The organism is Streptomyces sp. NPDC058579, assembly GCF_042718575.1.
Taxonomy (GTDB): Bacteria; Actinomycetota; Actinomycetes; order Streptomycetales; family Streptomycetaceae; genus Streptomyces.
Genome location: NZ_JBHXPI010000022.1, coordinates 89,191 through 109,720, shown reverse-complemented (window position 1 = coordinate 109,720; position 20,530 = coordinate 89,191). Strand labels below are relative to the sequence as shown.

The following is a 20,530-nucleotide window of genomic DNA, read 5'->3' as shown; positions in this document are numbered from 1 at the left end:
CCGCTCGCCGCCCACTCGTTCGACCCGCCACCCCCGATCAGGAGACCCTCGATGTCCGGACGTCCACCGGCATTCCCCGCGCGCGTGCTGCGACGCAGCCTGGCCGTGCTCGTCACCGCCCTCGCGCTCGTGGTGCCCGGCGCGCCGCCCGCCGCCGCCGAGAGCTACGTACCGGTCTCCGGCGCGGGCTCCACCTGGAGCCAGAACGCCCTCGACCAGTGGCGGGCCAACGTCAAGCAGTACGGCATGACGGTCAACTACAACGGCACCGGCTCCTCCGACGGGCGCAACCAGTTCCGCAACGGCACCGTCGACTTCGCCGTCTCCGAGATCCCGTACGGCATCAACGACTCGGGCGTCGCCGACCCGCCGCCCTCGCGGAAGTTCAGCTACATGCCGATCGTCGCGGGCGGCACGGCCTTCATGTACAACCTGAAGATCGGCAACCGCCGGGTGACCAACCTCCGGCTCTCCGGCGAGAACGTCGCCAAGATCTTCACCGGCACCGTCACGATGTGGAACGACCCGGCGATCAAGGCCGACAACCCGGGCCTCGCCGCCGCCCTGCCGGCCCGCCGGATCGTCCCCGTGGTCCGCTCCGACGGCTCGGGCACGACGGCCCAGCTGACCACCTGGCTGAGCAAGAAGCACCCCGGCCTGTGGGACGCGTACTGCGGCAAGGCGGGCCGCCGCACCCCCTGCGGCCCCACCTCCAACTACCCCGTCATCGGCGGCAAGGGCTTCGTCGGCCAGTCCGGCTCCAACGGCGTCTCCGGGTACGTCGCCCAGGACGGCAACCAGGGCACGATCACCTACGTCGAGTACTCGTACGCGGTCTCGACCACCGGCTTCCCGGTGGCCAAGATCCTCAACGAGAAGGGCTACTACACCGAGCCCACCGCCCAGAACGTGGCGGTCTCGCTCACCAAGGCGGGCATCAACGCCGACCTCACCCAGCGCCTCGACGGGGTCTACAACAGCACCGACCCGCGCACGTACCCGCTCTCCAGCTACAGCTACATGATCGTCCCGACCGCCCTGGAGTCGAACTTCAACCCGCAGAAGGGCAAGTCCCTCGGCGCGTTCGCGTACTACTTCCTCTGCCAGGGACAGCAGTCGGTGGACCGGCTCGGCTACTCGCCGCTGCCCATCAACCTGGTCCAGGCGGGCCTGACGCAGGTCCGCCGCATCCCCGGCGTCGCCGCCGAGACCATCGACATCAAGAAGTGCAAGAACCCGACGTTCTCCAGCGACGGCACCAACACCCTCGCCAAGTCCGCGCCGTACCCGCCCGCCTGTGACCTCAAGGGCGCCACGCAGTGCGACACCGGCACCGGCGGCAACAAGACCCCCACCAAGACCGGGGGTTCCTCGGGCGGCGGCTCGGGCGGTTCCGGCGGCGCCAACGGCGGTACGACCGGCGGCGGTTCCGGCGGGACGGCCTCCGGAGGAGGCGCGACCGGGGGAGCCACCGGCGGTGCGACCGGCGGCACGACGGCCGGTACGGCGGCCGCGGGCGGAGCCGCCACCGGCGGCGGTACGGGCGCGGCCACGGGCGGCGCGCTCGACCCCGACACCGGCCAGCCGATCGCGGCCGGCGACGCGGGCGGCTCCGGCGGGGGCGGCGACCTGTACGGCGTGCCGGTGACCACGGCCGCAGGCCTGGGCGGCGGGCTCCAGACCGCGCTGATGGTCCTGGGGGCCGTGCTCTTCTTCGGCATCACCGTGGGCCCGCCGCTGCTGCACCGGCGCCTGGCCGCCCGCCGCGCGGGGGAGGGGTCCCGATGATCCGTACCCGTACGCGTACTTCTGTACGTACCGGCTCCCGGTCCCGGCTGCGGCACCTCCTGGGCACCCTCTGCCTCGCCCTGGTCCCCGTCGTCGCCACCGTCGGCACCGGCCTCGACCCGGCCGCGCCGCCCGCGTACGCCGCCACCGGCGACGACTCGCGGACGACCGTGTCCGGCAAGGGCGAGTTCGCCGACCTGAAGATCACCGTCAGCCAGACCCGCAACCTCGTCAACCAGGTCGTCAAGGTCACCTGGACCGGTGGCGCGCCCACCGTCTCCGACACCGCGTACGCCGCCAACTACCTCCAGATCATGCAGTGCTGGGGCGACGAGCGCGGACCCGGCACCGACCAGTGCCAGTTCGGCGGCTCCTCCGCGCTCGGCGCGGGCGCGGGCAACCAGGCCGCAGGCGCCTACACCAACAGCCGGCAGCTGAACTACGGCGCGAACCTGAAGGACTCCGAGAACCAGCCGCTGCCCCCGCCGAGCCCCAGCGGCATCTCCTACGCGCCGTTCCGCTCGGTCACAGGCGACGAGGTCAGCCCCGGCAACTGGAACGAGTTCTTCGACGTCAACAGCACCAACGAGATCCCGTACGCCCGCACCAACCCGCGCGGCGAGGGCGAGGTCTACTTCGAGGCGCAGACCGGCGTCGAGGCCCCCGGCCTCGGCTGCGGCGACGCGACCGAGACGCAAGGGTCGGTCACCGGCCGGGGCTGCTGGCTGGTGATCGTGCCGCGCGGCACGAGCGAGGTCGACGGCACGGCGTACACCGCCCAGTCCAGCGGCCAGCTGCAGTCCTCGCCGCTCTCCCCGGCGAACTGGAAGCACCGCATCACCGTCCCGCTCGGCTTCGAGCCGATCGGCAGCCACTGCCCGATCGGCGCCGAGGAACGCGGCACGCTCGGCAGCGAGATGGCCGCGGAGGCCGTCACCCGCTGGCAGCCCGCACTCTGCCGGACCGGCGCCAAGGCCATCTACGGCTACGCCCAGGTCCCCGACGAGACCGCGCGCGTCAAGCTGCTCTCGGGCAAGCCAGGACTGGTCTTCGTCGGCCGCGCCGCCGAGATCACCACCCCGCGCGAGGTCCACCGCGCCCCTGTCTACGCCCCGGTCGCGGTCTCCGGCATCACCATCGGCTACTTCATCGAGAGCCAGGCGTCCTTCCGCGCCCCCGACGCGGTCAAGCAGCGCAACGGCACGCGGATGGCGAGCCTCCGGCTGACCCCGCGCCTGGTCGCCAAGCTGCTCACCGAGTCCTACCGCGACGGCGTCTCCCGCTTCGCCGAGAGCGTCGCGAAGAACCCCGAGAACCTCGGCCGCGACCCGGAGTTCATCCGCCTCAACCCGGAGTACGCCGACCTGGACTTCGGCGGCAAGCTCGGCGACGCCCTCGTCCCGCAGCCGCTCGCCGACACCACCCGGCAGCTGTGGGCGTGGGTGGTCCAGGACCCGGCCGCCGCCGAGTTCCTGAAGGGGACCCCCGACAACCAGGGCACCCACGGGAACCCGGGGAACGCCGGAACGACGGTCAACCCGCACTACAAGAACCTGGCGACGCCGCTCGACACCTTCCCCAAGAGCGACCCGTACTGCCAGCCCTTCGACGACCGGCCCGACTTCCCGCTCTGCATCCAGGACAAGAAGCCGTACGCCACCGACATGCACTCCGCCGCGCGCGCGGCCGGGCGCGGCGACACCCTGGCCCGTACCTCCTGGGACCCCACCGCCACCCCGCCCGCGTACAAGAAGGACCCGCCGCAGCCGGCCGGTCAGCGCGCCGTGCTCGCGGTGACCGACACCGCGACCGCCGAGCGCTACGGCCTGCTGCGCGCCGAACTCCTCAACGCGGCGGGCCGGTTCACCGCCCCCGACACCGCGTCCCTGACCGCCGCCGTGGGCGCCCGCAAGACCAGCCTCGACGGGGTGACCCTGCCGGACCCGGGCTCCAGGAACCCGGCCGCCTACCCGCTCACCGTCGTCACCTACGCCGCCACCGTGCCCGCCGACCTGACGGCCGCCGAGGGCCGCGACTACGGCACCCTGCTGACCTACGCGGCCGGCGCGGGCCAGAAACCGGGCGTCGCCTCCGGCACCCTCCCGCACGGCTACGCGCCGCTGCCCGAGGCCCTGCGCGCGCAGACCCGCAAGGCCGCCCACCAGGTCACGACGCAGGCGGGTAAAAACCCTTCGACGACGACCACGACCACGACCACGCCCCCGCCGGGCGCGGGCGACGGCGGCACGTCAGGCGACACCGGTGCGGGCGGCTCCACCGGTACGAGCGGCGGTTCGGGCGGCGGGGACGGTACGGGGTCCGGCGGCGCGGCCGCGGGCGGTACGCAGTCCACCACGAGCCCGAGCACGGGCCCCAGCCAGGCCGCCGCGCCGCCGGCCACCGGGAAGCCCGCCCCGGGAACGCCCGCCGCGCTCGGCGAGCCGACCCCCGGCTGGGCCGTCGGCTTCGTCCGGAACGCGCTGCTCATCTGTCTGATCGTCGGCGCCCTCGCGGCCCTCGCGGGCCCGCTGCTGCCGAGGTACCTGCCGCGTCTGATGGCGGCCGCACGCACTCAATTGAGGAGGTGATGCCCGAAAGCGTCTGATTCGTCCGCGCCAACGGAAGTCCTGCACACGCGCCCCGGGCACCACCCGGAGCGCAGCCTAGCTGAGGAGAACCCCCAGTGAACAAGAAGAAGACCGGCCTCGCGCTCGCCGCGGCGGCGCTCGCGGCGGTCACCGTCGGCAGTGGCCTCGCCTCCGCCGACCCGGCCGGCCCCCCGCAGCACCGCGTGCTCTCCGGTGTCGGCTCCGACACCACCCAGGACGTCATGAACGGCCTGGCCGACGTGGTCACGGTGAACGGCCAGAAGGTCATCGGTTCGTACGACGCCACGGGCTCCGCGAACATCACCACCAAGAACCCGGCGACGAACCCGAACTGCACCATCCCGCGCCCCAACGGCTCCGGTGCCGGTCGTTCCGCGCTCCTGACCTCGCTCCAGGCCGTCAACGGCTGCCTCGACTTCGCCCGCTCCTCCTCGCTGAGCCTGGGCGCGGCCAACCCGGGTCTGACGTACGTGCCGTTCGCGATCGACGGCGTCTCCTACGCCATCACGCCCGGCTCGTCGATCCCGCGCAAGCTGACGCTGACGGACCTCAAGGCCATCTACCACTGCGACCCCGCCTACGTGGGCGCCGGGCCGAACTTCGACATGACGGTCTACCTGCCGCAGGCCGGTTCCGGCACGCGCTCCTTCTGGCAGTCGCAGATGGGCATCACCGAGGCCGACGTGGTCGCGGGCGTCTACCCCTGCATCAAGGACAAGAAGGGCACCGCCCCGGTCCAGGAGCACGACGGCCGCGTCCTCGACGACAAGTCGATCGTGCCGTTCTCCATCGCGCAATACCAGTCGCAGTCCTCGCAGACCATCGCGGACCTGCGCGGCCGGGCCATCCTCGGCACCGTCGACGGCCTGTCGCCGACGGTCCTGAACAGCGGTTTCGGCGTGAAGCGCGACGTCTACAACGTCATCCCGACCAGCAAGGTCGGCACCTCGCCGTGGAGCGACGTCTTCGTCGGCCCGAACTCCGGCATCTGCAAGCAGCCCGCCGTGATCAACACGTACGGCTTCGCGACCAACCCGAACTGTGGCGACACCACCAAGCAGACCCCCTGATCAGGAGCCTGACGTGCTGAAGAACAGAATCTCCCGGGCCCTGGCCCTCGGTGTCGCCGCCGTCACCACCGCCTTCGCGGCGGGCCTGGCGACCGCGGGCGCGGCGTACGCCGCCCCGATCGGCACCCTCGACATCGCCCCCGCCACCGGCGCGGACACCAGCGGCATCGCGTTCACCACCTCGGGCGCCTGCCCGGCGGGCGCCACCAACGTCCTGGTGAAGGTGGACGGTTCGGGCTTCCCGGCCGGCGGCCTGAACGTGGTCGGCAACTCGCCGATCACCACCTACCCCACGGCGGGCAACGGCGGCATGGTCATCCCGCTGACGTCCACCATGCGCGACTACGCCTCCCAGGCGGGCTTCACCACCCTCCAGGGCAAGTACGACTTCACCGTCATCTGCCGGACCGCGTTCAACGGCACCAGCCTCGGTGACTTCACCGGCGCCATCTGGTTCACGTCCAACACGACGTACCAGGCCAACGACCCGGCCGTGAAGACGGACACCAGCACCTCGCTCGCGGTCACCCCGGCAGGACCGGCGCAGGTCGGCACCGCCGTCACGCTGACCGCCACGGTCACCCCGTCCGGCGCCCCCGGCACCGTGCAGTTCAAGGACGGCTCCGCCGACCTCGGCACCCCGGTCACCGTGACCGGCGGCGTCGCGGCGCTGACCACGAGCAACCTCACCGCCGGTACGCACGCGCTGACGGCCGTGTTCACGCCGTCCAACGCCTCGTACAACGGCTCCACCTCGACGGCCGTCTCCTACGTGGTGACGCCGGCCGCGGCCACGCAGACCACCACGGCCCTCGCGGTCTCCCCGGCGGCGAGCACCCCGCAGTACAGCCCGGTCACCCTCACCGGCACGGTCTCCCCGGCCGGCGCGGCGGGCTCGATCAGGTTCACCGACACCGTCGGTGGCACCACCACCCCGCTCGGCACGGTCCCGGTCGTGGGCGGCACCGCCGTCCTGACCACCTCCAGCCTGCCGGCCGGACCGCACTCCTTCACCGCCGTCTTCGTCCCGGCCGACCCGGCCCGGTACACCGGCTCGGACTCCGCCGCGATCCCGTACACGATCGGCGCGTTCGCCGGCGTGACCGCCTCGGAGACCATCACCACCACCGTCAACGCCGGCGCGCTCGTCATCAGCGTCGACAACCCGCAGGTCACCCTGCCCTCGCCGGTCCTGAACAACGACGGTGACCTGCTCACCACCGCCGGTGCCCTCAGCCCGGTGACGCTGACCGACACCCGCGCCGGCAACCCCGGTTGGACCGTCAGCGGCCAGGTCGCCGACTTCTCCGACGGCGCCACGCACACCATCAACGGCCAGAACCTCGGCTGGTCCCCGAAGGTCGTCGACAAGGCGCCCGCGCAGACCGTCACCGCCGGCTCCACCGTCCCGGCCGCGTCCGGCGCGGCCCCCGGCGACACGGGCACGGCCGGCCTGAAGGCCGCCCGCACCCTCGCCAACGGCACCGGCCTCGGCACCGCGCACATCGGCGCCGACCTGGCCCTGAACGTCCCGACGTCCACGACGGCCGGCACGTACACCGCCACGCTCACCCTCACCGCCATCTGATCCAGGCGTGAGTTCCGGGGCGGAGCCGCGCCGCGCACGGCCGCACAACCCGAACCACCCGCCGCGCGCCCGGGGTTCCGCCCCGCCCCTGACCTCTGGAGAACCCGTCATGACCGCTCACCGCCACCTCCGGCCGGCCGGCGCCCTCGGCCTGTTGCTGTTCCTCGTCCTCGCACTGCTGCCGGCCGGTCCGGCCGCCGCCGCCGAAGGCCCCAAGGAGAAGAAGGCCGTCTTCGGCGTCCAGCCCGCCGGGCCCAAGAAGCCCGACCAGCGGCCCCACTTCTCGTACGGGGTCACCGGTGGCGCCGCCGTCCGCGACCAGATCGCGCTCTGGAACTACGGCTCCGAGCCGCTGACCCTCGCCGTCTACGCGAGCGACGCCGTCAACACCGTCGACGGCGGCTTCGACCTGCTCGCCGCCGACAAGAAGCCGACGGACACCGGCAGTTGGATCAAGCTGGCGACGAACAAGGTGACGGTGAAGCCCAAGAGCCACGTCATCGTCCCCTTCACCCTCACCGTGCCGGCCAAGGTCACCCCCGGCGACCACACCGGAGGCATCGTCGCCTCGCTCTCCGGCACCGGCAAGGACGCCAAGGGCAACCAGGTGCGGCTCGACCAGCGCGTCGGCGCCCGCGTCTACCTCCGGGTGGCCGGTGCCATCAAGCCCGAGCTCACCGTGGAGAACGTCCGCGCCGAGTACCACGGCACCCTCAACCCCTTCGGTACGGGCTCGGCCACGGTGACGTACACCGTCCGCAACAGCGGCAACGTCCGGCTCGGCGCCCGCCAGGCCGTCCGCGTCAACGGCGTCTTCGGCTCCTCGGTCACCGCCAAGGGCGTCCGCGACCTCGGCGAGCTGCTTCCCGGCAACGCCCTGACGGTCACCGCGGAGGCCGAAGGCGTGGCGCCGCTCGTGCACGCCTCGGCCGTCGTCTCCGTACAGCCCGTCGCGACCCGAGAGGGCGTCGACCCCCGGCTGCCCTCGCTGACCCGCACGGTCTCGGTCTGGGCGGTGCCCTGGACGCTGCTCGCCCTGCTGCTGCTCCTCGTCGCGGGCTTCCTGTGGCGGCGCCGCCGTCGGCGTACGGACCGGCGCGTGGACGTGGCAGATGCGGTACGCGCCCGGAAGAGCACCTCCGAGACCCCCGACACCCCCGACAAGGAGCTCATCGTGCAGTTCACCCGCCTCCTCACCCGGCGTACCGCGGCCGGTGCGGCCGCCGCCGCGGCGGTGGTCCTCGCCGGTGTCGGCGTCCTCACGGTGCCGACGGCCTCGGCCGCCCCGCTGGGCACGGCGAAGGTCAACCCGGCCACGGGCACCGACGACACCAGCATCGACCTGACCACCTCGGCCGCCTGCCCGGCGCCCGCCACCAACGTCCTGGTGAAGGTGGCCGGCAAGGGCTTCCCGGCCGAGGGCAAGAACGTGGTCGGCAACTCGCCGCTCACCACCTACCCCAAGGACCCCAACGGCGCGGGCTTCATCGTGCCGCTGACCATGACGATGCGGGACTACGCCAACGAGGCCGGGTTCACCACCCTGGAGGGGCGGTACGACCTGACGATCGTGTGCCGCAAGGCGTTCGGGTCGGAGACCTTCGGCGAGTTCACGGGGTCCCTCTGGTTCACCTCCAACACGGTCTACCAGGACACCGACCCGGGCGGCACGAACCCCACGGGCACCCCGTCCGGTACGCCGTCGGGCACGCCCTCCGGGACCCCGTCCGGCACTCCGTCGACCACGGGGACGCCCACCCCGACCGACACCGGCTCGCCCTCGCCGACCGAGACGGAGACCGGCGGTGACACGGTCGGCGTCTCCACGAGCATCCCGCCGAGCACGGCGGCGCCGACGACCACCGAGCCCGCGTCCTCCGGCGGTTCGTCCGCGAACGGCGGCTCGGGCGGCGGCGACGGCGGTGGCGGCCTCGCCGACACCGGCACCGACCCCGTCGTACTCGGTCTGCTCAGCGCCCTCCTCGTGGTCACCGGCGCCCTCGCCGTCCGGTGGGCCCGCAGGCGCGGACTGATCACCTTCGGCAGCAACTGACGTAACGACCGACGAGACAACCGACGTACGGAGCACACGCCATGACAGCCACCTCCACCGTGGTGGACGTGCGTCCCGCCCCCGCCGGGCCGGAGAAGCCGAGCGCTTCCCCGGCCCGGGCCGGGCACGCCCCCCGCACCAGCCCGCTGTGGGCCGTCGGCGGCGCCCTGGCCATCCTCGGCGCGCTGCTCCTCGGCTTCGTCGCCGAGGTCGGCCCGCTCGGCCACCTCCGGCACGAGCGGGACCGCCGCGTCGGCTACGCCGAGGTCCGCGGCTCGCTCGCCAACGCCACCACGCCCATCGGCGCGACCACCGAACCGGGCACGCCCATGGCGCTCCTGACGATCCCCCAGCTCGGCCTGAAGGAGGTCGTCCGCGAGGGCACCTCGTCGGAGGTGCTGGCCTCCGGCCCCGGCCACCGGCGCGACACCGTGCTGCCCGGCCAGGCCGGCAACAGCATCCTCATGGGCCGCAAGGCGGGGTACGGGGGTCCGTTCCGGCACCTCGCCGGGCTCCAGCCGGGCGAGACCTTCAAGGTCACCACCGGTCAGGGCGACCACACCTACCGGGTCAGCGGCGTCCGGCGCGAGGGCGACCCGCAGCCGCCCGCCCTGCAGCCCGGGACCGGCCGGCTCACACTGATGACCGCCACCGGCGACGCGTACCGGCCGACCGGGGTCGTCCAGGTCGACGCCGACCTGATCTCGGCGCCCCAGCCGGGCGTGGCCCCCGCCTTCCGCTTCGGCCGGGTCCCCGCCGACGAACTCCCGCTCGCCGGGCAGCCCTCGTCGTGGCTCCCGCTCATCCTCTGGTCGCAGGCCCTGCTGCTCGCCGCCGCCGCCCTGGTCTGGGCGCGCTCCCGCGTGCCGCGCGCGCACGTCTGGCTGGTCGGCTTCCCCGTCCTGGTCGCGCTCGCCCTCGCGGCGGGCGACGAGGCGGCGCTCCTCCTTCCCAACCTCCTGTAAGGACAGTCGTGGCCTCCCACCTGGACGCACGTTCCATCTCCGCCTGGTTCGGTACCCACAAGGTCCTCAACCGCGTCTCCCTGACCATGCCCGCGGGCCGGGTCACCGCGCTCATCGGCCCCTCGGGCTGCGGCAAGTCGACGTTCCTGCGCATCCTGAACCGGATGCACGAGCTGATCCCCGGCGCCGAACTCGCCGGCGAGGTGCTCCTGGACGGCGACGACATCTACGGGCGCGGCCGCCGGCTCACCGAGGCCCGGCACCGGATCGGCATGGTCTTCCAGAAGCCGAACCCGTTCCCCGCGATGTCGGTGTACGACAACGTCACCGCCGGTCTGAAGCTGACCGGCACCCGGGTCGCGGCGGCCGACCGGGACGACCTGGTCGAGGAGTGCCTGACCAAGGCCGGCCTGTGGAAGGAGGTCCGCGACCGGCTGCGGCAGCCCGGCGGCGCGCTCTCCGGCGGCCAGCAGCAGCGGCTGTGCATCGCCCGCTCGCTGGCGGTCCGGCCGCGCATCCTGCTGATGGACGAGCCGTGCTCGGCGCTCGACCCGACCTCGACGCGCCGCGTCGAGGAGACCATCCGCGACCTCGCGGACGAGGTCACGATCGTCATCGTCACGCACAACATGCAGCAGGCGGCCCGCGTCTCCGACCAGTGCGCCTTCTTCCTGGCCGAGCAGTCCACCCCCGGCATGATCGTCGAGCACGGGCCGACGGAGGCCATGTTCGGCAGCCCCCGCGACCCGCGCACGGCGGACTACGTGGAGGGCCGCTTCGGCTGAGGGCACAGGGGCACAGGGGCACAGGAACAGGCCGAGGGCCCGTACGCGTCGGGGGACGCGTACGGGCCCTCGGCCGTACGGGGAGCGGTCGTGACTACTCGACGACGAGCTCGACCTGGATGTTGCCGCGGGTGGCCTTGGAGTACGGGCAGAACGCGTGGGTCTTCTCCAGGAGCGCGTGGCCCGGCTCGCCCTGCAGGTGGTCGGGGAACTCGGCGCGCATGACGACCGCGAGGCCGAAGCCGCCGTCCGACTCGTCCTTGCCGATCGAGACCTCGGCGGTGATCGAGGCGTCCGCGATGTCGATCTTCTCCTGGCGGGCCACGAGGGCCATCGCGCTGGCGAAGCAGGCCGCGTACCCGGCGGCGAAGAGCTGCTCGGGGTTGGTGCCCTGACCGTTGCCGCCGAGCGCCTGGGGGTGGGCGAGGGGGAGGTCGATGTGGCCGTCGGAGCTGACGGCACGGCCTTCGCGGCCGTTGGCGGTGGCGACGGCGGTGTAGATCGCGTTCATGGGGGTCCTCGTTTTCCGTTCCGGGGTCTCGGTCGGCGTCTGGGGTAAACCGTAGCGTGCAATTCAGTTGTGCACAACTCAATGGCTCGCGATGTGCGGTCCCGTACCCTGGAGCCATGGCGACGCTCGACACCACCCCCGGCACGGACACGGGCCACGCGGACTTCCTGAGGCTCGACCACCAGATCTGCTTCTCGCTGCACGCCGCGACCCGCGCCTTCAACGGCGTCTACCGCGCCGCGCTCAAGGAGCTCGGGCTCACCTACCCCCAGTACCTGGTCATGCTCGTGCTCTGGGAGCACGACGAGCTGCCGGTCAAGCGCATCGGCGAGCACCTGCGCCTCGACTCCGGGACGCTGTCGCCGCTGCTCAAGCGGCTGGAGGCGGCCGGTTACGTCGAGCGCAGGCGCAGCCCGGAGGACGAGCGCTCGGTGACCGCGCGCCCCACCGAGGCCGGGACCGCGCTGCGGGAGAAGGCCCTCGGCGTACCGAAGCGGATCGCCGCCGCGACCGGCCTCGACCTGGCGGAGATCAGCGCCCTGCGCACCCAGCTCAACGCCCTCGCCGCCCGCCTCGACGCCGCCGACCCGGAGGCCCTGGGCGGGCTGGGGTAGACGGGGACGGCGGGAGTCTCCGGGGTGCGGGGGCCGTCGGTGTACGGGAGCGTGGCTGGGGAGCCCGACCGCCCGGACGGCCACCGTCCGGACCATCGCCCGGACCACCGCCCGTGCCACCGAACGGAAGCCCGATGGAGTACGTCACCCTGAACAACGGCGTCCGGATGCCGATCCTCGGCTTCGGCGTCTACCAGATCCCGCCCGAGCAGACCGAGCGCGCCGTCACCGACGCCCTCGCCGTCGGCTACCGGCTGCTCGACACGGCCGCCGCCTACGGCAACGAGGAAGCCGTCGGCCGCGCCATCCGCGCCAGCGGCATCCCGCGCGAGGAGCTGTTCGTCACCACCAAGCTCTGGGTCCAGGACGCGCCCGCGCGGGAGAACGCCGAGCGCGCCTTCGAGGCCTCCCTGTCCAGGCTCGGCCTGGACGAGGTCGACCTCTACCTGATGCACCAGCCCTACGGTGACGTGTACGGCCAGTGGCGGGCCATGGAGCAGGCGAACCGCGAGGGCCGGGCCCGGGCGATCGGCGTGGCCAACTTCTACCCCGACCGGCTCCTCGACCTCCTCCTCAACAACGAGATCGCCCCCGCCGTCAACCAGATCGAGACCCACCCCTTCTTCCAGCGCGCCGCCGACCAGGCGCTCATGCGCGAGCACGGGGTGCAGATCGAGTCGTGGGGCGGGTTCGCCGAGGGCCGGAACGACCTGTTCAGCCAGCCGCTGCTCAGCCGGATCGGCGCCGAGCACGGCAAGTCCGTGGCCCAGGTGGTCCTCCGCTGGCTGATCCAGCGCGGGGTCGTCACGATCCCCAAGTCGGTCCGCGCCGAGCGCATGGCGGAGAACTTCGCCGTCTTCGACTTCGAGCTCGCCGACGACCAGATGGCGGCCATCGCCGGCCTCGACACCGACCGCTCGCTCTTCTTCGACCACCGCGACCCGGCCGCCGTGGCCCGCCTCGGCACGGTCCGGCTGGACTGAGCCGAGGCGCGCGGGCGGCGGCAGCGGGGGCGCGTCTGCGGGTACCACCGGCCGAGCGGGTGGAGTCCCGGAATTCGGCGGGGTCGGGGACCGGAGGCGAGCAAACCTTTCGCCTCCACGCGGGGCGGGGCCGAGCCGTCTCCGGGTCGGGCCACCTGCGACGGGGTCACCCGGACGGTCGGCAGTCGCGGGCGGGCGGAGCCGCTTGGGTGGGCCGCGTCCGTTCCTGTCCCCACCTCCCCAAGGGAGTTCCCGTGTCCTACCGCACGAACCTGCGCAGCCTGGTCATCGGAGCCTGCACAGCGGCTCTGCTCGCCGGCTCCGGCCTCATCACCCTGCCCGCGCAGGCGCAGGAGGCGCAGTCCATCAGCGCCGCCCGGTCGACCCGCGCGGAGCTGCAGGTCGCCGACTTCTGGGGGCAGTACGTTGACGCGACCAATGCAGTGCACAGCGAGGGCAAGGACGCCCTCACCATCCGGAAGGAGTTCCTCACCCCCGAGCTCGACGAAGCACTCACGGAGTGGGGCTCCGCGAACCAGAAGGATCCGGTCTTCCGCAGCCAGGAAATCCCGAAGTCGGCCGACTGGGCGACCGCCGGCGAGAGCAACGGGCACGAGAAGGTCGTCCTGACCCAGACCTTCGAGGACGGCACCACCAACGTCACCTGGTACCAGGTGCACCTGACGACGTTCCTCATCGACGGTCTCCAGGACGCGACGGCCTGACCCCGGAGGCCCCGGTTCCCCGTGTCGGCACGCGGGGAACCGGGGCTACGCCGCACGGACGGACCCGAGTCGGACTAGTCGCCCGAGGCGATCCGCGGGACACCCCGCAGCAGGGCCAGTACAAGGACCGCCGTCAGCAGGGCGAACCCCGCGCTCAGCGCCGACGCCGACTGGAGGGCCGTCGTGAACGACTCCCTGGCCGTCGCCAGGAGCGCCTCGTCGCCGAGCGCCCCCGCCGCGCCCAGCGACTCCCGCGCCGCGGCCGGGGCGTCCGACGGGATGCCCGAGCGGTAGACCGCGACCGCCACGCTGCCGGTCACCGCGATCCCCAGGGCCAGGCCCAGGTCGTACGCCGTCTGGCCGGTCGCCGCCGCCGCGCCCGCCTTCTCCGGCGGGGCCGCGCCGACCGCCAGGGCGGTCCCGAGGACGCTGATCGGGGCCGCCCCGAACATGATCACCGCGAGCCCCAGGGCGGCCACCGTCACCCCGGTGCCCAGGGCCACGGCCGCGTACCCGGTCAGCGAGACAAGCACCCCGCCGACCAGCACGTACGCCGGCCGGAAGCGGCGGGCGAGCGGCGGGGTCAGCTGCGAACCGGCGATCAGCCCCGCCGCGCCCGGCAGCAGCCACAGCCCGGCCGCCAGCGGCGAGAGCCCGGCGACCGCCTGGAGGTACTGCGGAACCAGGTACTCCACCCCGTTGAGCGCGGTCATCCCGAGCAGCAGCGTGAGCAGCGCCCCGGTGAACGCACGGCTGCGGAAGAGCCGGAGGTCGAGCAGCGGGGTGGCGAGCCGGTTCTGCCGCCGGACGAAGGCGAGCGTGAAGCCGGCGCCGGCGGCGAAGGCCGCGCCCGCCTCGGCCGTCGGGCCGTGCGCGGCCAGCGCCTTCACCCCGTACACCAGCGGCAGCACCGCGAGCAGGAAGAGCGCGACGCTCGCCAGGTCGAGCCGGCCGGGGCGCGGATCGCGGTACTCGGGGAGCAGGACGGGCGCCGTGACCAGGGCGATCAGCATGACCGGGAGCCCGATCAGGAACACCGACCCCCACCACCAGGACGCGAGCAGCACACCCCCGACGATCGGGCCGATCGCCAGGCCGACGGAGAGCGCGGTCACCCACATCGCGATCGCCGTGGCGCGCTGCCGGGCGTCCGCGAACATGTGGCTGATGAGCGCGAGCGTCGAGGGCAGCACGGCAGCCCCCGCCACGCCGAGCAGGGCGCGGGCCACGATCAGCGTCCCGGCGTTCGGGGCGTACGCGGCGAGCAGCGAGGCGAGCAGGAAGCCGGCCGAACCCGCCATCAGCAGCCGCCGTCTGCCGAGCCGGTCGCCGAGCGTGCCCATGATGACGAGCGTGGCGGCGGTGAGGAAGCCGTAGATGTCGGTGATCCACAGCAACTGGGCGCTGCTGGGCCGCAGATCGGCCGCCAGGTACGGGGTGGCGAGCCACAGCACGCCGAGGTCGGCCGTCATCAGGGTGACGGGGAGAAGGAGGACGGCGAGCCCGAGCCACTGACGGGCACCGGCCTTGGCGGTCACTTCGACGCTGGTCTCGGTGCTCGTGCTCATCGCGCCGACCCTCCGTCCAGCGCCGCGCCGGCCTCCGCGAGCAGCTCCCGCACCCGCTCCGGGCGCAACTCCTTTGGTATGCCGGACAGTTCGGTGCCGTACACGATCCGGACCGAGGCGTCCCTGATCCCGCAGTACTCGGAGACCGCGACGCGCAGTTGGGTGTCCAGGACGGTGTCCAGGCCCAGCTTCTCGATCTCCTCCAGCGGGTTGCCCATCAGCGCCAGCCACACCATCCGCTTCTCCGCCAGGCGCGGCTTGCTGCGGCCGTAGGCGAAGCCGTAGTTCCACACCCGGTCGATCCAGCCCTTCAGGACGGCGGGCGGCGCCATCCACCAGACCGGGAAGACGACGATGAGGTCGTCGGCGGCCAGGACGCGGTCCATGTGGGCGTGGACCTCGGGGGTGTACGTCTTCTCCCGGTCCTCCCAGTCCGGTTCGTCGGCCGGGCGCAGGACCGGGTCGAACTCCTCGGCGTACAGGTCGAGTACGTCGACGGTGCCGCCCGCGCCCGTCAGGCGGCCATGGACGAGCGCGGCGAACTGGGCGGTGAGCGAGTCGGGGCGGGGGTGGGCGTGAACGAGGAGGGTGTGGCGGGCGCGGGACATGACGGCTCCTTGGTGGGGTGTGGGGTGTGGGGCGAGGGGATCAGAGGCCGAGGCCGGAGCCGCCGCTCGCGTCGATGTTCTGGCCGGTCACCCAGCGGGCGTCGTCGGAGGCGAGGAAGCCGACGACGTCGGCCACGTCACCCGGCTGCCCGACCCGGTCGAAGACCGAGAACCCGGCGGCGTGCGCCTTGGCAGCGGGGTCGGCCATCCAGGGGTGGATGTCGGTCTCGATCGTGCCGGGGGAGACCGCGTTGACGGTGATGCCACGGGAGCCGAGGGTCTGGGCGAGGGTCAGGGTCAGCACCTCGACGGCGCCCTTGGAGGCGGCGTACGAGGTCATGCCGGGGAAGGCGACCTTGGTGACGCCTGAGGAGATGTTGATGATCCGGCCGCCGTCGCGGAGCCGGCCGAGGCCGTGCTTGACGATGAAGAAGGGCGCCTTGGCGTTGACCGCGAACACCCGGTCGTAGTCGGCCTCCTCGACCTCGTCGATGGTGCCGGGCCCGGCGATCCCGGCGTTGTTGACCAGGATGTCGACGCCGTCGGCGTGCGCGTCGAAGGCCGCCCAGAGGGCCTCGGCATCACCGGGGACACCGAGTTCGGTACGCAGGGCGAAGGCGGAGCCGCCGGCCCGCTCGATCGCGGCGACGGTCTCCTTCGCGGCGGCCTCGTTGCTCGCGTAGTGGACCCCGAGGCGGGCCCCGTCGGCGCCGAGCCTTAGCGCGATCGCCCGCCCGATGCCCCGGCTGCCGCCGGTGACGAGGGCGGTCTTGCCGGCGAGGGAGGTGCGGGAGGTGGTGGAGGTGGTGGACATGGGGTGCTCCTCGGGAGGGGGTGTCGGCTGGTGACGGGGACGACTCTGCGGGGCGGCGGTTCGGGTTCCGCTCGGGTGCGGTTCGGGTCTGGTTCGGATGCGGTTCGGACGGCGTTACGGCCCAGGTCAGGCGGGCGGTTACGGTGTTGGCATGCGATTCGGGGTGCTGGGGGAGACGGCCGTGCGGACCGAGGACGGGCGGGTCGTCCGGGTTCCGGAGCTGAAGGTGCGGGCGCTGTTGGCCTCGTTGCTCGTCGACCCGGGGCGGCCCGTGGCCACGCACCGGCTCGTGGACGACCTGTGGGGCGAGGAGCCGCCCGGCAACCCGGTGCGCGCCCTCCAGGCCAAGGTCTCCCAGCTCCGCCGCGTCCTGGAGGAGGCCGAGCCCGGCGGTCGCGAGCTCGTCGTCTCCCGCGCACCCGGCTACCAACTGGTCCTGCCCGATGGCACGTTGGACGCGGACCGGTTCAGTGCGCTGGCCGCACGCGCGCGTGCCGAGGCCCGGCCCGCGCGCCGGGCCGCGCTCTTCGCCGAGGCGCTGGAGCTGTGGCGCGGGCCCGCGTTCGCGGACTTCGCCGACGAACCCTTCGCCCGGGCCGCCGTGACCCGGCTGGAGGAGGAGCGGCTCGTCGTACGCGAGGAGGCCGCCGAGGCCCGTCTGGAGACCGGGGAACACGCGCTGCTGGTGGGAGAGTTGGCCGGACTCGTCGAGCTGCATCCGCTACGGGAACGGTTGCGCGCCGCCCATCTGCGCGCCCTCTACCGCTCGGGCCGCCAGAGCGAGGCCCTGGCGGGCTACGAGTCCCTCCGCACCCGCCTCGCCGAGGACCTGGGCCTGGACCCGAGCCCCGAACTGGCCGCCCTCCAACGGGCGATGCTCCAGCAGGACCCGGCGCTGGAGGCGCCGGCGTCAGGGGCCGTGGCGGAGCGGGCGCCCGGAGCTGGCACCGCGTCCGTACCCACGCCCTGGCCCGCGCCCGGGCCTGGCGCCGGGCCCGTACCCGCGCCCCGGCCCGGATCCGCGGCCGGGGACGGCGCGGGTGTCGTGGCCGAGGTGGCGCCGTCCGAAGGGCGCGGGAATCTGCCCGTGCCGCTCATCGGACTCGTGGGGCGGGAGGAGGCCGTCGGCGAAGTCGACGGGCTGCTCGGGGCGCGGCGGCTCGTCACGCTCACAGGGCCCGGCGGCGTCGGGAAGACGCGGCTCGCGGTGGCGGCGGCGCGGCAGGCGCGCGGGCGCTTCCCCGACGGCGCGTGGCTCGTCGAACTCGCCGGTACCCGAGGTGAATTGGCCGAAGTCGTGGCCGCGGCCCTTGAGCTGCGCGACGACGGCTGGGGGCCCAAGCCCGAAGGCCCCGGCGGCGGCGCCCAGCGCCTCGCGGGCGTCCTGCGCGGCAAGCGGCTCCTGCTCGTCCTCGACAACTGCGAGCAGGTGATCGACGAGGCCGCCGAGCTGACCGAACTCCTCCTGCGAACGGCGCCCGGGCTCGTCGTCCTGACGACCAGCCAGGAACCCCTGGCCCTCGCGGGCGAGACCCTGTGGGCGGTACCGCCGCTCACCCCCGACAGCGCCGTCGAACTGTTCACCGCCCGCGCACTGGCCGCCGCGCCCGGCCTCGTCCTCGACGCCGACGGCCGCGCCGCCGTGGAGGCCGTCTGCCGCCGCCTCGACGGCATCCCGCTCGCCCTCGAACTCGCGGCCACCCGGGTCCGCGCCCTCGGGATCCACCGGCTGCTCGAACGGCTCGACGACCGGTTCCGGCTGCTCAACGCCGGACAGCGGGGCGCGCCCGCCCGCCAGCAGACCCTGCGCGCTGTCATCGACTGGAGCTGGGAGCTGCTGCCCGAACCCGAACGGACCGTCCTGCGGCGGCTCGCCGTCCACGCCGAGGGCTGCACCCTGGACGCGGCCGAGGAGGTCTGCGGGGGCGAGGAGATCGAGGTCGAGGACGTACTCGACCTGCTCGCGCGGCTCGTCGACCGCTCCCTCGTCGTCGCCGTCGACGGCAAGGACGGCCCGCGTTACCGGCTGCTCGAATCCGTGGCCGCGTACTGCCTGGAGCGGATGGCGGAGGCCGGTGAGACCGACGCCGTACGGGAACGGCACCTCGCCCACTACACGCGCCTCGCCCGCACCGCCGAACCCGAACTGCGCGGGCACGGACAGCGGGAGTGGCTTGCCCGCCTCGATGCCGAGAGCGCCAACCTGCGCGCCGCCCTGGACCGGGCGGTCGAGTGCGGCGCGGCGCGGGAGGCGCTCGGCCTCGTGGACGCGCTGGCCTGGTACTGGGGCCTGCGCGGGCGGCTCGGCGAGGCGATCCGCTCGGCGACGGCCGCGCTGGGGACGGCCGGGGGCGACGCGCTGCTCCGCGCCCGGGTCGAGGTCTGGCGGACCGGCCTCACGGTCATGGGCGGCAACGGTACGGACCGCAGGCGGCGGATCGAGGCCGCACTCGCGCGGTACGACGCCGTGACGGGCCCCGGCGGCCACGCCCCCTGGCCGCGCTGGTTCCTGGCCCACGCGCTGTGCGGGACCGGCGACCAGGGCGCGGGCGAGGCGCTCACCGGGGAGGCCCTCGACGGCTTCCGGGCCGAGGGCGACCGCTGGGGCGAGGCCGCCGCGCAGGCGGACCGGTCCGTGCAGCGACTCCTCAGGGGCGACCTGGCCGGCGCGGAGACGGACGCGGCCTCGGCGGCCGAACTGTTCGGGCGGCTCGGCGACGCGTGCGGGGGGCTCTGGTCCGTCTACCCGCTCGCCACGGTCGCCGAGGTGCGCGGCGCGTACGAGCAGGCGGTGCGGCTCAAGCGGGCCGGCCTCGAGACCGCCCGGAGCTTCGGGATCACGACCGAGGTGCCCGACCTGCTGTCGGGGCTCGGCCGGACCGCGCTGCTCACGGGGGACCTGGCGCAGGCCCGCACGTACCACCGGGAGGCGCGGGAGAAGGCGATCGAGGTCGGCTTCCGGGCGGGCGAGATCAACGCGGTCCTCGGCCTCGGGCTCGGCGCGCGCCGGGAGGGCCTGCACGCGGAGGCCGAGGAGCACCTGCGCGAGGTCCTCGACTGGCACCGGCTGGTCGGGCTCGACGGCGCCAACGCGCTGATCCTCGCGGAACTTGGCTTCGTCGCGGAGCTGCGGGGCGACGGCGCGGGGGCGCTCGCGCTCCACGAGGAGGGGTACGCGACGGCCGTCACGACCGGGGATCCTCGGGCGGTGGCCCTGGCGTTGGAGGGCCTCGCGGGCGCGGTGGCCCTGGCCGGGCGGGGCGAGGGGGCGGGCCTCCTCCTCGGCGCTGCGGGCGCGCTGCGGGCGTCCACCGGGGCGCCGTTGCCTGCGGCTGAGCGAGGGGACGTGGACCGGGTGAGCGCGGCGGCCCGGGGGGCGGTCGGCGACGAGGCCTTCGAGGTGGCCCGCGCCCGGGGCGCCACCCTCGCCCCGGAGGCAGCCGTGCGCGCGGCGCGCGGGCTCTTGGGGGAGCCGGCCCTGTAAACGCACCGCTCGTCGTGGGTTGTGCCCACCCTCCCCCTAGGGCTTCGCCCTGGGGGGGACCCCCACCGCCCTGCGGAACGATTGCCCACAACTGGCGGGGAACGCCCTTGTGCCCACGGCCCTGCGGATCGATTGCCCACAACGGGTGCGGAACGATTGCCCACAACGGGGTGGGCGGGGCTCCCGGCGTCCCGCGTACGGCGGACGCCCGGCGGCCAAACGGGCAGCCGCCGTTCACGAACGTGCACGTCATCGGCGTGAACCAGCCCATCCCGGCCCGCTCCCCGGGTTCCTTCGAGGGCCCGATCCCGAAGCTGCCGCCGGACAGCAGGACGACGTTCCTGCGCGGGTTCCAGCTGACCGAC

Annotated in this window: 15 protein-coding genes; 11 read left to right on the top strand and 4 right to left on the bottom strand. The window is 73.7% G+C overall.

Translation table 11 applies throughout. From position 1 onward, the window contains the following. Positions 1–51: 51 nt before the first annotated feature. The 7 genes from pstS to ACFWRO_RS23535 all read left to right on the top strand — a co-directional run bounded on the left by pstS (position 52) and on the right by ACFWRO_RS23535 (position 10,858). Entirely contained in the window at positions 52–1,788 is a 1,737-nt protein-coding gene (pstS, locus tag ACFWRO_RS23565) for a phosphate ABC transporter substrate-binding protein PstS (RefSeq protein ID WP_384513027.1), read from the top strand. Then, complete coding sequence (locus ACFWRO_RS23560) at positions 1,785–4,376, top strand: hypothetical protein (protein WP_384513026.1); 2,592 nt, start codon at positions 1,785–1,787, stop codon at positions 4,374–4,376. Before pstS ends, ACFWRO_RS23560 begins: the two co-directional genes overlap by 4 nt. 95 nt (positions 4,377–4,471) lie before the next feature. After that, on the top strand, positions 4,472–5,467 hold the full coding sequence (locus tag ACFWRO_RS23555) for a hypothetical protein (RefSeq protein ID WP_384513025.1): 996 nt from the start codon (positions 4,472–4,474) through the stop codon (positions 5,465–5,467). A 13-nt stretch (positions 5,468–5,480) separates the two neighbouring features. Next, on the top strand, positions 5,481–7,055 hold the full coding sequence (locus ACFWRO_RS23550; protein ID WP_384513024.1) for an Ig-like domain repeat protein: 1,575 nt from the start codon (positions 5,481–5,483) through the stop codon (positions 7,053–7,055). 109 nt (positions 7,056–7,164) lie between these two features. After that, positions 7,165–9,108, top strand: a complete 1,944-nt coding sequence (locus tag ACFWRO_RS23545; protein ID WP_384513023.1) for a WxL protein peptidoglycan domain-containing protein — start codon at positions 7,165–7,167, stop codon at positions 9,106–9,108. 41 nt (positions 9,109–9,149) lie between these two features. After that, positions 9,150–10,073 (top strand): sortase domain-bontaining protein, encoded by a 924-nt coding sequence (locus ACFWRO_RS23540; protein ID WP_384513022.1) that lies wholly within the window; start codon positions 9,150–9,152, stop codon positions 10,071–10,073. A gap of 8 nt (positions 10,074–10,081) precedes the next feature. Then, the gene (locus ACFWRO_RS23535) at positions 10,082–10,858 is read left to right on the top strand and encodes a phosphate ABC transporter ATP-binding protein (protein ID WP_384513021.1); all 777 of its coding nucleotides are present in this window, start codon (positions 10,082–10,084) and stop codon (positions 10,856–10,858) included. 94 nt (positions 10,859–10,952) lie between these two features. Here the strand turns inward: ACFWRO_RS23535 and ACFWRO_RS23530 are convergent, their stop codons facing one another. Then, complete coding sequence (locus ACFWRO_RS23530) at positions 10,953–11,369, bottom strand: organic hydroperoxide resistance protein (protein ID WP_362015100.1); 417 nt, start codon at positions 11,367–11,369, stop codon at positions 10,953–10,955. Positions 11,370–11,485: 116 nt separating this feature from the next. Between ACFWRO_RS23530 and ACFWRO_RS23525 the strand changes: the two genes are divergently transcribed. The 3 genes from ACFWRO_RS23525 to ACFWRO_RS23515 all read left to right on the top strand — a co-directional run bounded on the left by ACFWRO_RS23525 (position 11,486) and on the right by ACFWRO_RS23515 (position 13,691). Beyond that, the gene (locus ACFWRO_RS23525; RefSeq protein WP_384513020.1) at positions 11,486–11,983 is read left to right on the top strand and encodes a MarR family winged helix-turn-helix transcriptional regulator; all 498 of its coding nucleotides are present in this window, start codon (positions 11,486–11,488) and stop codon (positions 11,981–11,983) included. A 134-nt stretch (positions 11,984–12,117) separates the two neighbouring features. Then, positions 12,118–12,966, top strand: coding sequence for an aldo/keto reductase (locus tag ACFWRO_RS23520; protein WP_384513019.1), 849 nt, complete (start codon positions 12,118–12,120; stop codon positions 12,964–12,966). A gap of 254 nt (positions 12,967–13,220) precedes the next feature. Further along, positions 13,221–13,691 carry a hypothetical protein gene (locus ACFWRO_RS23515; protein ID WP_384513018.1) on the top strand — a complete coding sequence of 157 codons (471 nt, stop codon included), beginning with the start codon at positions 13,221–13,223 and terminating at the stop codon, positions 13,689–13,691. Between the two features lie 74 nt (positions 13,692–13,765). Here ACFWRO_RS23515 and ACFWRO_RS23510 read toward each other — a convergent pair whose 3' ends face one another. Genes ACFWRO_RS23510 through ACFWRO_RS23500 form a run of 3 tightly spaced genes read right to left on the bottom strand, consistent with a single transcriptional unit; the run spans position 13,766 to position 16,681 of the window. Then, positions 13,766–15,259, bottom strand: coding sequence for an MFS transporter (locus tag ACFWRO_RS23510; protein WP_384513017.1), 1,494 nt, complete (start codon positions 15,257–15,259; stop codon positions 13,766–13,768). Continuing rightward, positions 15,256–15,867: an NAD(P)H oxidoreductase gene (locus ACFWRO_RS23505; protein ID WP_384513016.1), complete on the bottom strand. Its 612-nt coding sequence runs from the start codon at positions 15,865–15,867 to the stop codon at positions 15,256–15,258. Before ACFWRO_RS23505 ends, ACFWRO_RS23510 begins: the two co-directional genes overlap by 4 nt. Before the next feature lie 40 nt (positions 15,868–15,907). Then, positions 15,908–16,681 carry an SDR family oxidoreductase gene (locus tag ACFWRO_RS23500; protein WP_384513015.1) on the bottom strand — a complete coding sequence of 258 codons (774 nt, stop codon included), beginning with the start codon at positions 16,679–16,681 and terminating at the stop codon, positions 15,908–15,910. Between the two features lie 151 nt (positions 16,682–16,832). On the opposite strand from ACFWRO_RS23500, the gene ACFWRO_RS23495 reads away from it, so the two are divergent. Further along, on the top strand, positions 16,833–20,165 hold the full coding sequence (locus tag ACFWRO_RS23495) for a BTAD domain-containing putative transcriptional regulator (RefSeq protein ID WP_384513014.1): 3,333 nt from the start codon (positions 16,833–16,835) through the stop codon (positions 20,163–20,165). Positions 20,166–20,530: the final 365 nt, after the last annotated feature.

Coding starts and splice junctions, on each gene's coding strand:
- ACFWRO_RS23510 (WP_384513017.1), bottom strand. CDS start 15,259: ATGAGCACGAGCACCGAGACCAGCGTCGAAGTGACCGCCAAGGCCGGT.
- ACFWRO_RS23525 (WP_384513020.1), top strand. CDS start 11,486: ATGGCGACGCTCGACACCACCCCCGGCACGGACACGGGCCACGCGGAC.
- ACFWRO_RS23530 (WP_362015100.1), bottom strand. CDS start 11,369: ATGAACGCGATCTACACCGCCGTCGCCACCGCCAACGGCCGCGAAGGC.
- ACFWRO_RS23500 (WP_384513015.1), bottom strand. CDS start 16,681: ATGTCCACCACCTCCACCACCTCCCGCACCTCCCTCGCCGGCAAGACC.
- ACFWRO_RS23545 (WP_384513023.1), top strand. CDS start 7,165: ATGACCGCTCACCGCCACCTCCGGCCGGCCGGCGCCCTCGGCCTGTTG.
- ACFWRO_RS23520 (WP_384513019.1), top strand. CDS start 12,118: ATGGAGTACGTCACCCTGAACAACGGCGTCCGGATGCCGATCCTCGGC.
- ACFWRO_RS23560 (WP_384513026.1), top strand. CDS start 1,785: ATGATCCGTACCCGTACGCGTACTTCTGTACGTACCGGCTCCCGGTCC.
- ACFWRO_RS23540 (WP_384513022.1), top strand. CDS start 9,150: ATGACAGCCACCTCCACCGTGGTGGACGTGCGTCCCGCCCCCGCCGGG.
- ACFWRO_RS23495 (WP_384513014.1), top strand. CDS start 16,833: ATGCGATTCGGGGTGCTGGGGGAGACGGCCGTGCGGACCGAGGACGGG.
- pstS (WP_384513027.1), top strand. CDS start 52: ATGTCCGGACGTCCACCGGCATTCCCCGCGCGCGTGCTGCGACGCAGC.
- ACFWRO_RS23505 (WP_384513016.1), bottom strand. CDS start 15,867: ATGTCCCGCGCCCGCCACACCCTCCTCGTTCACGCCCACCCCCGCCCC.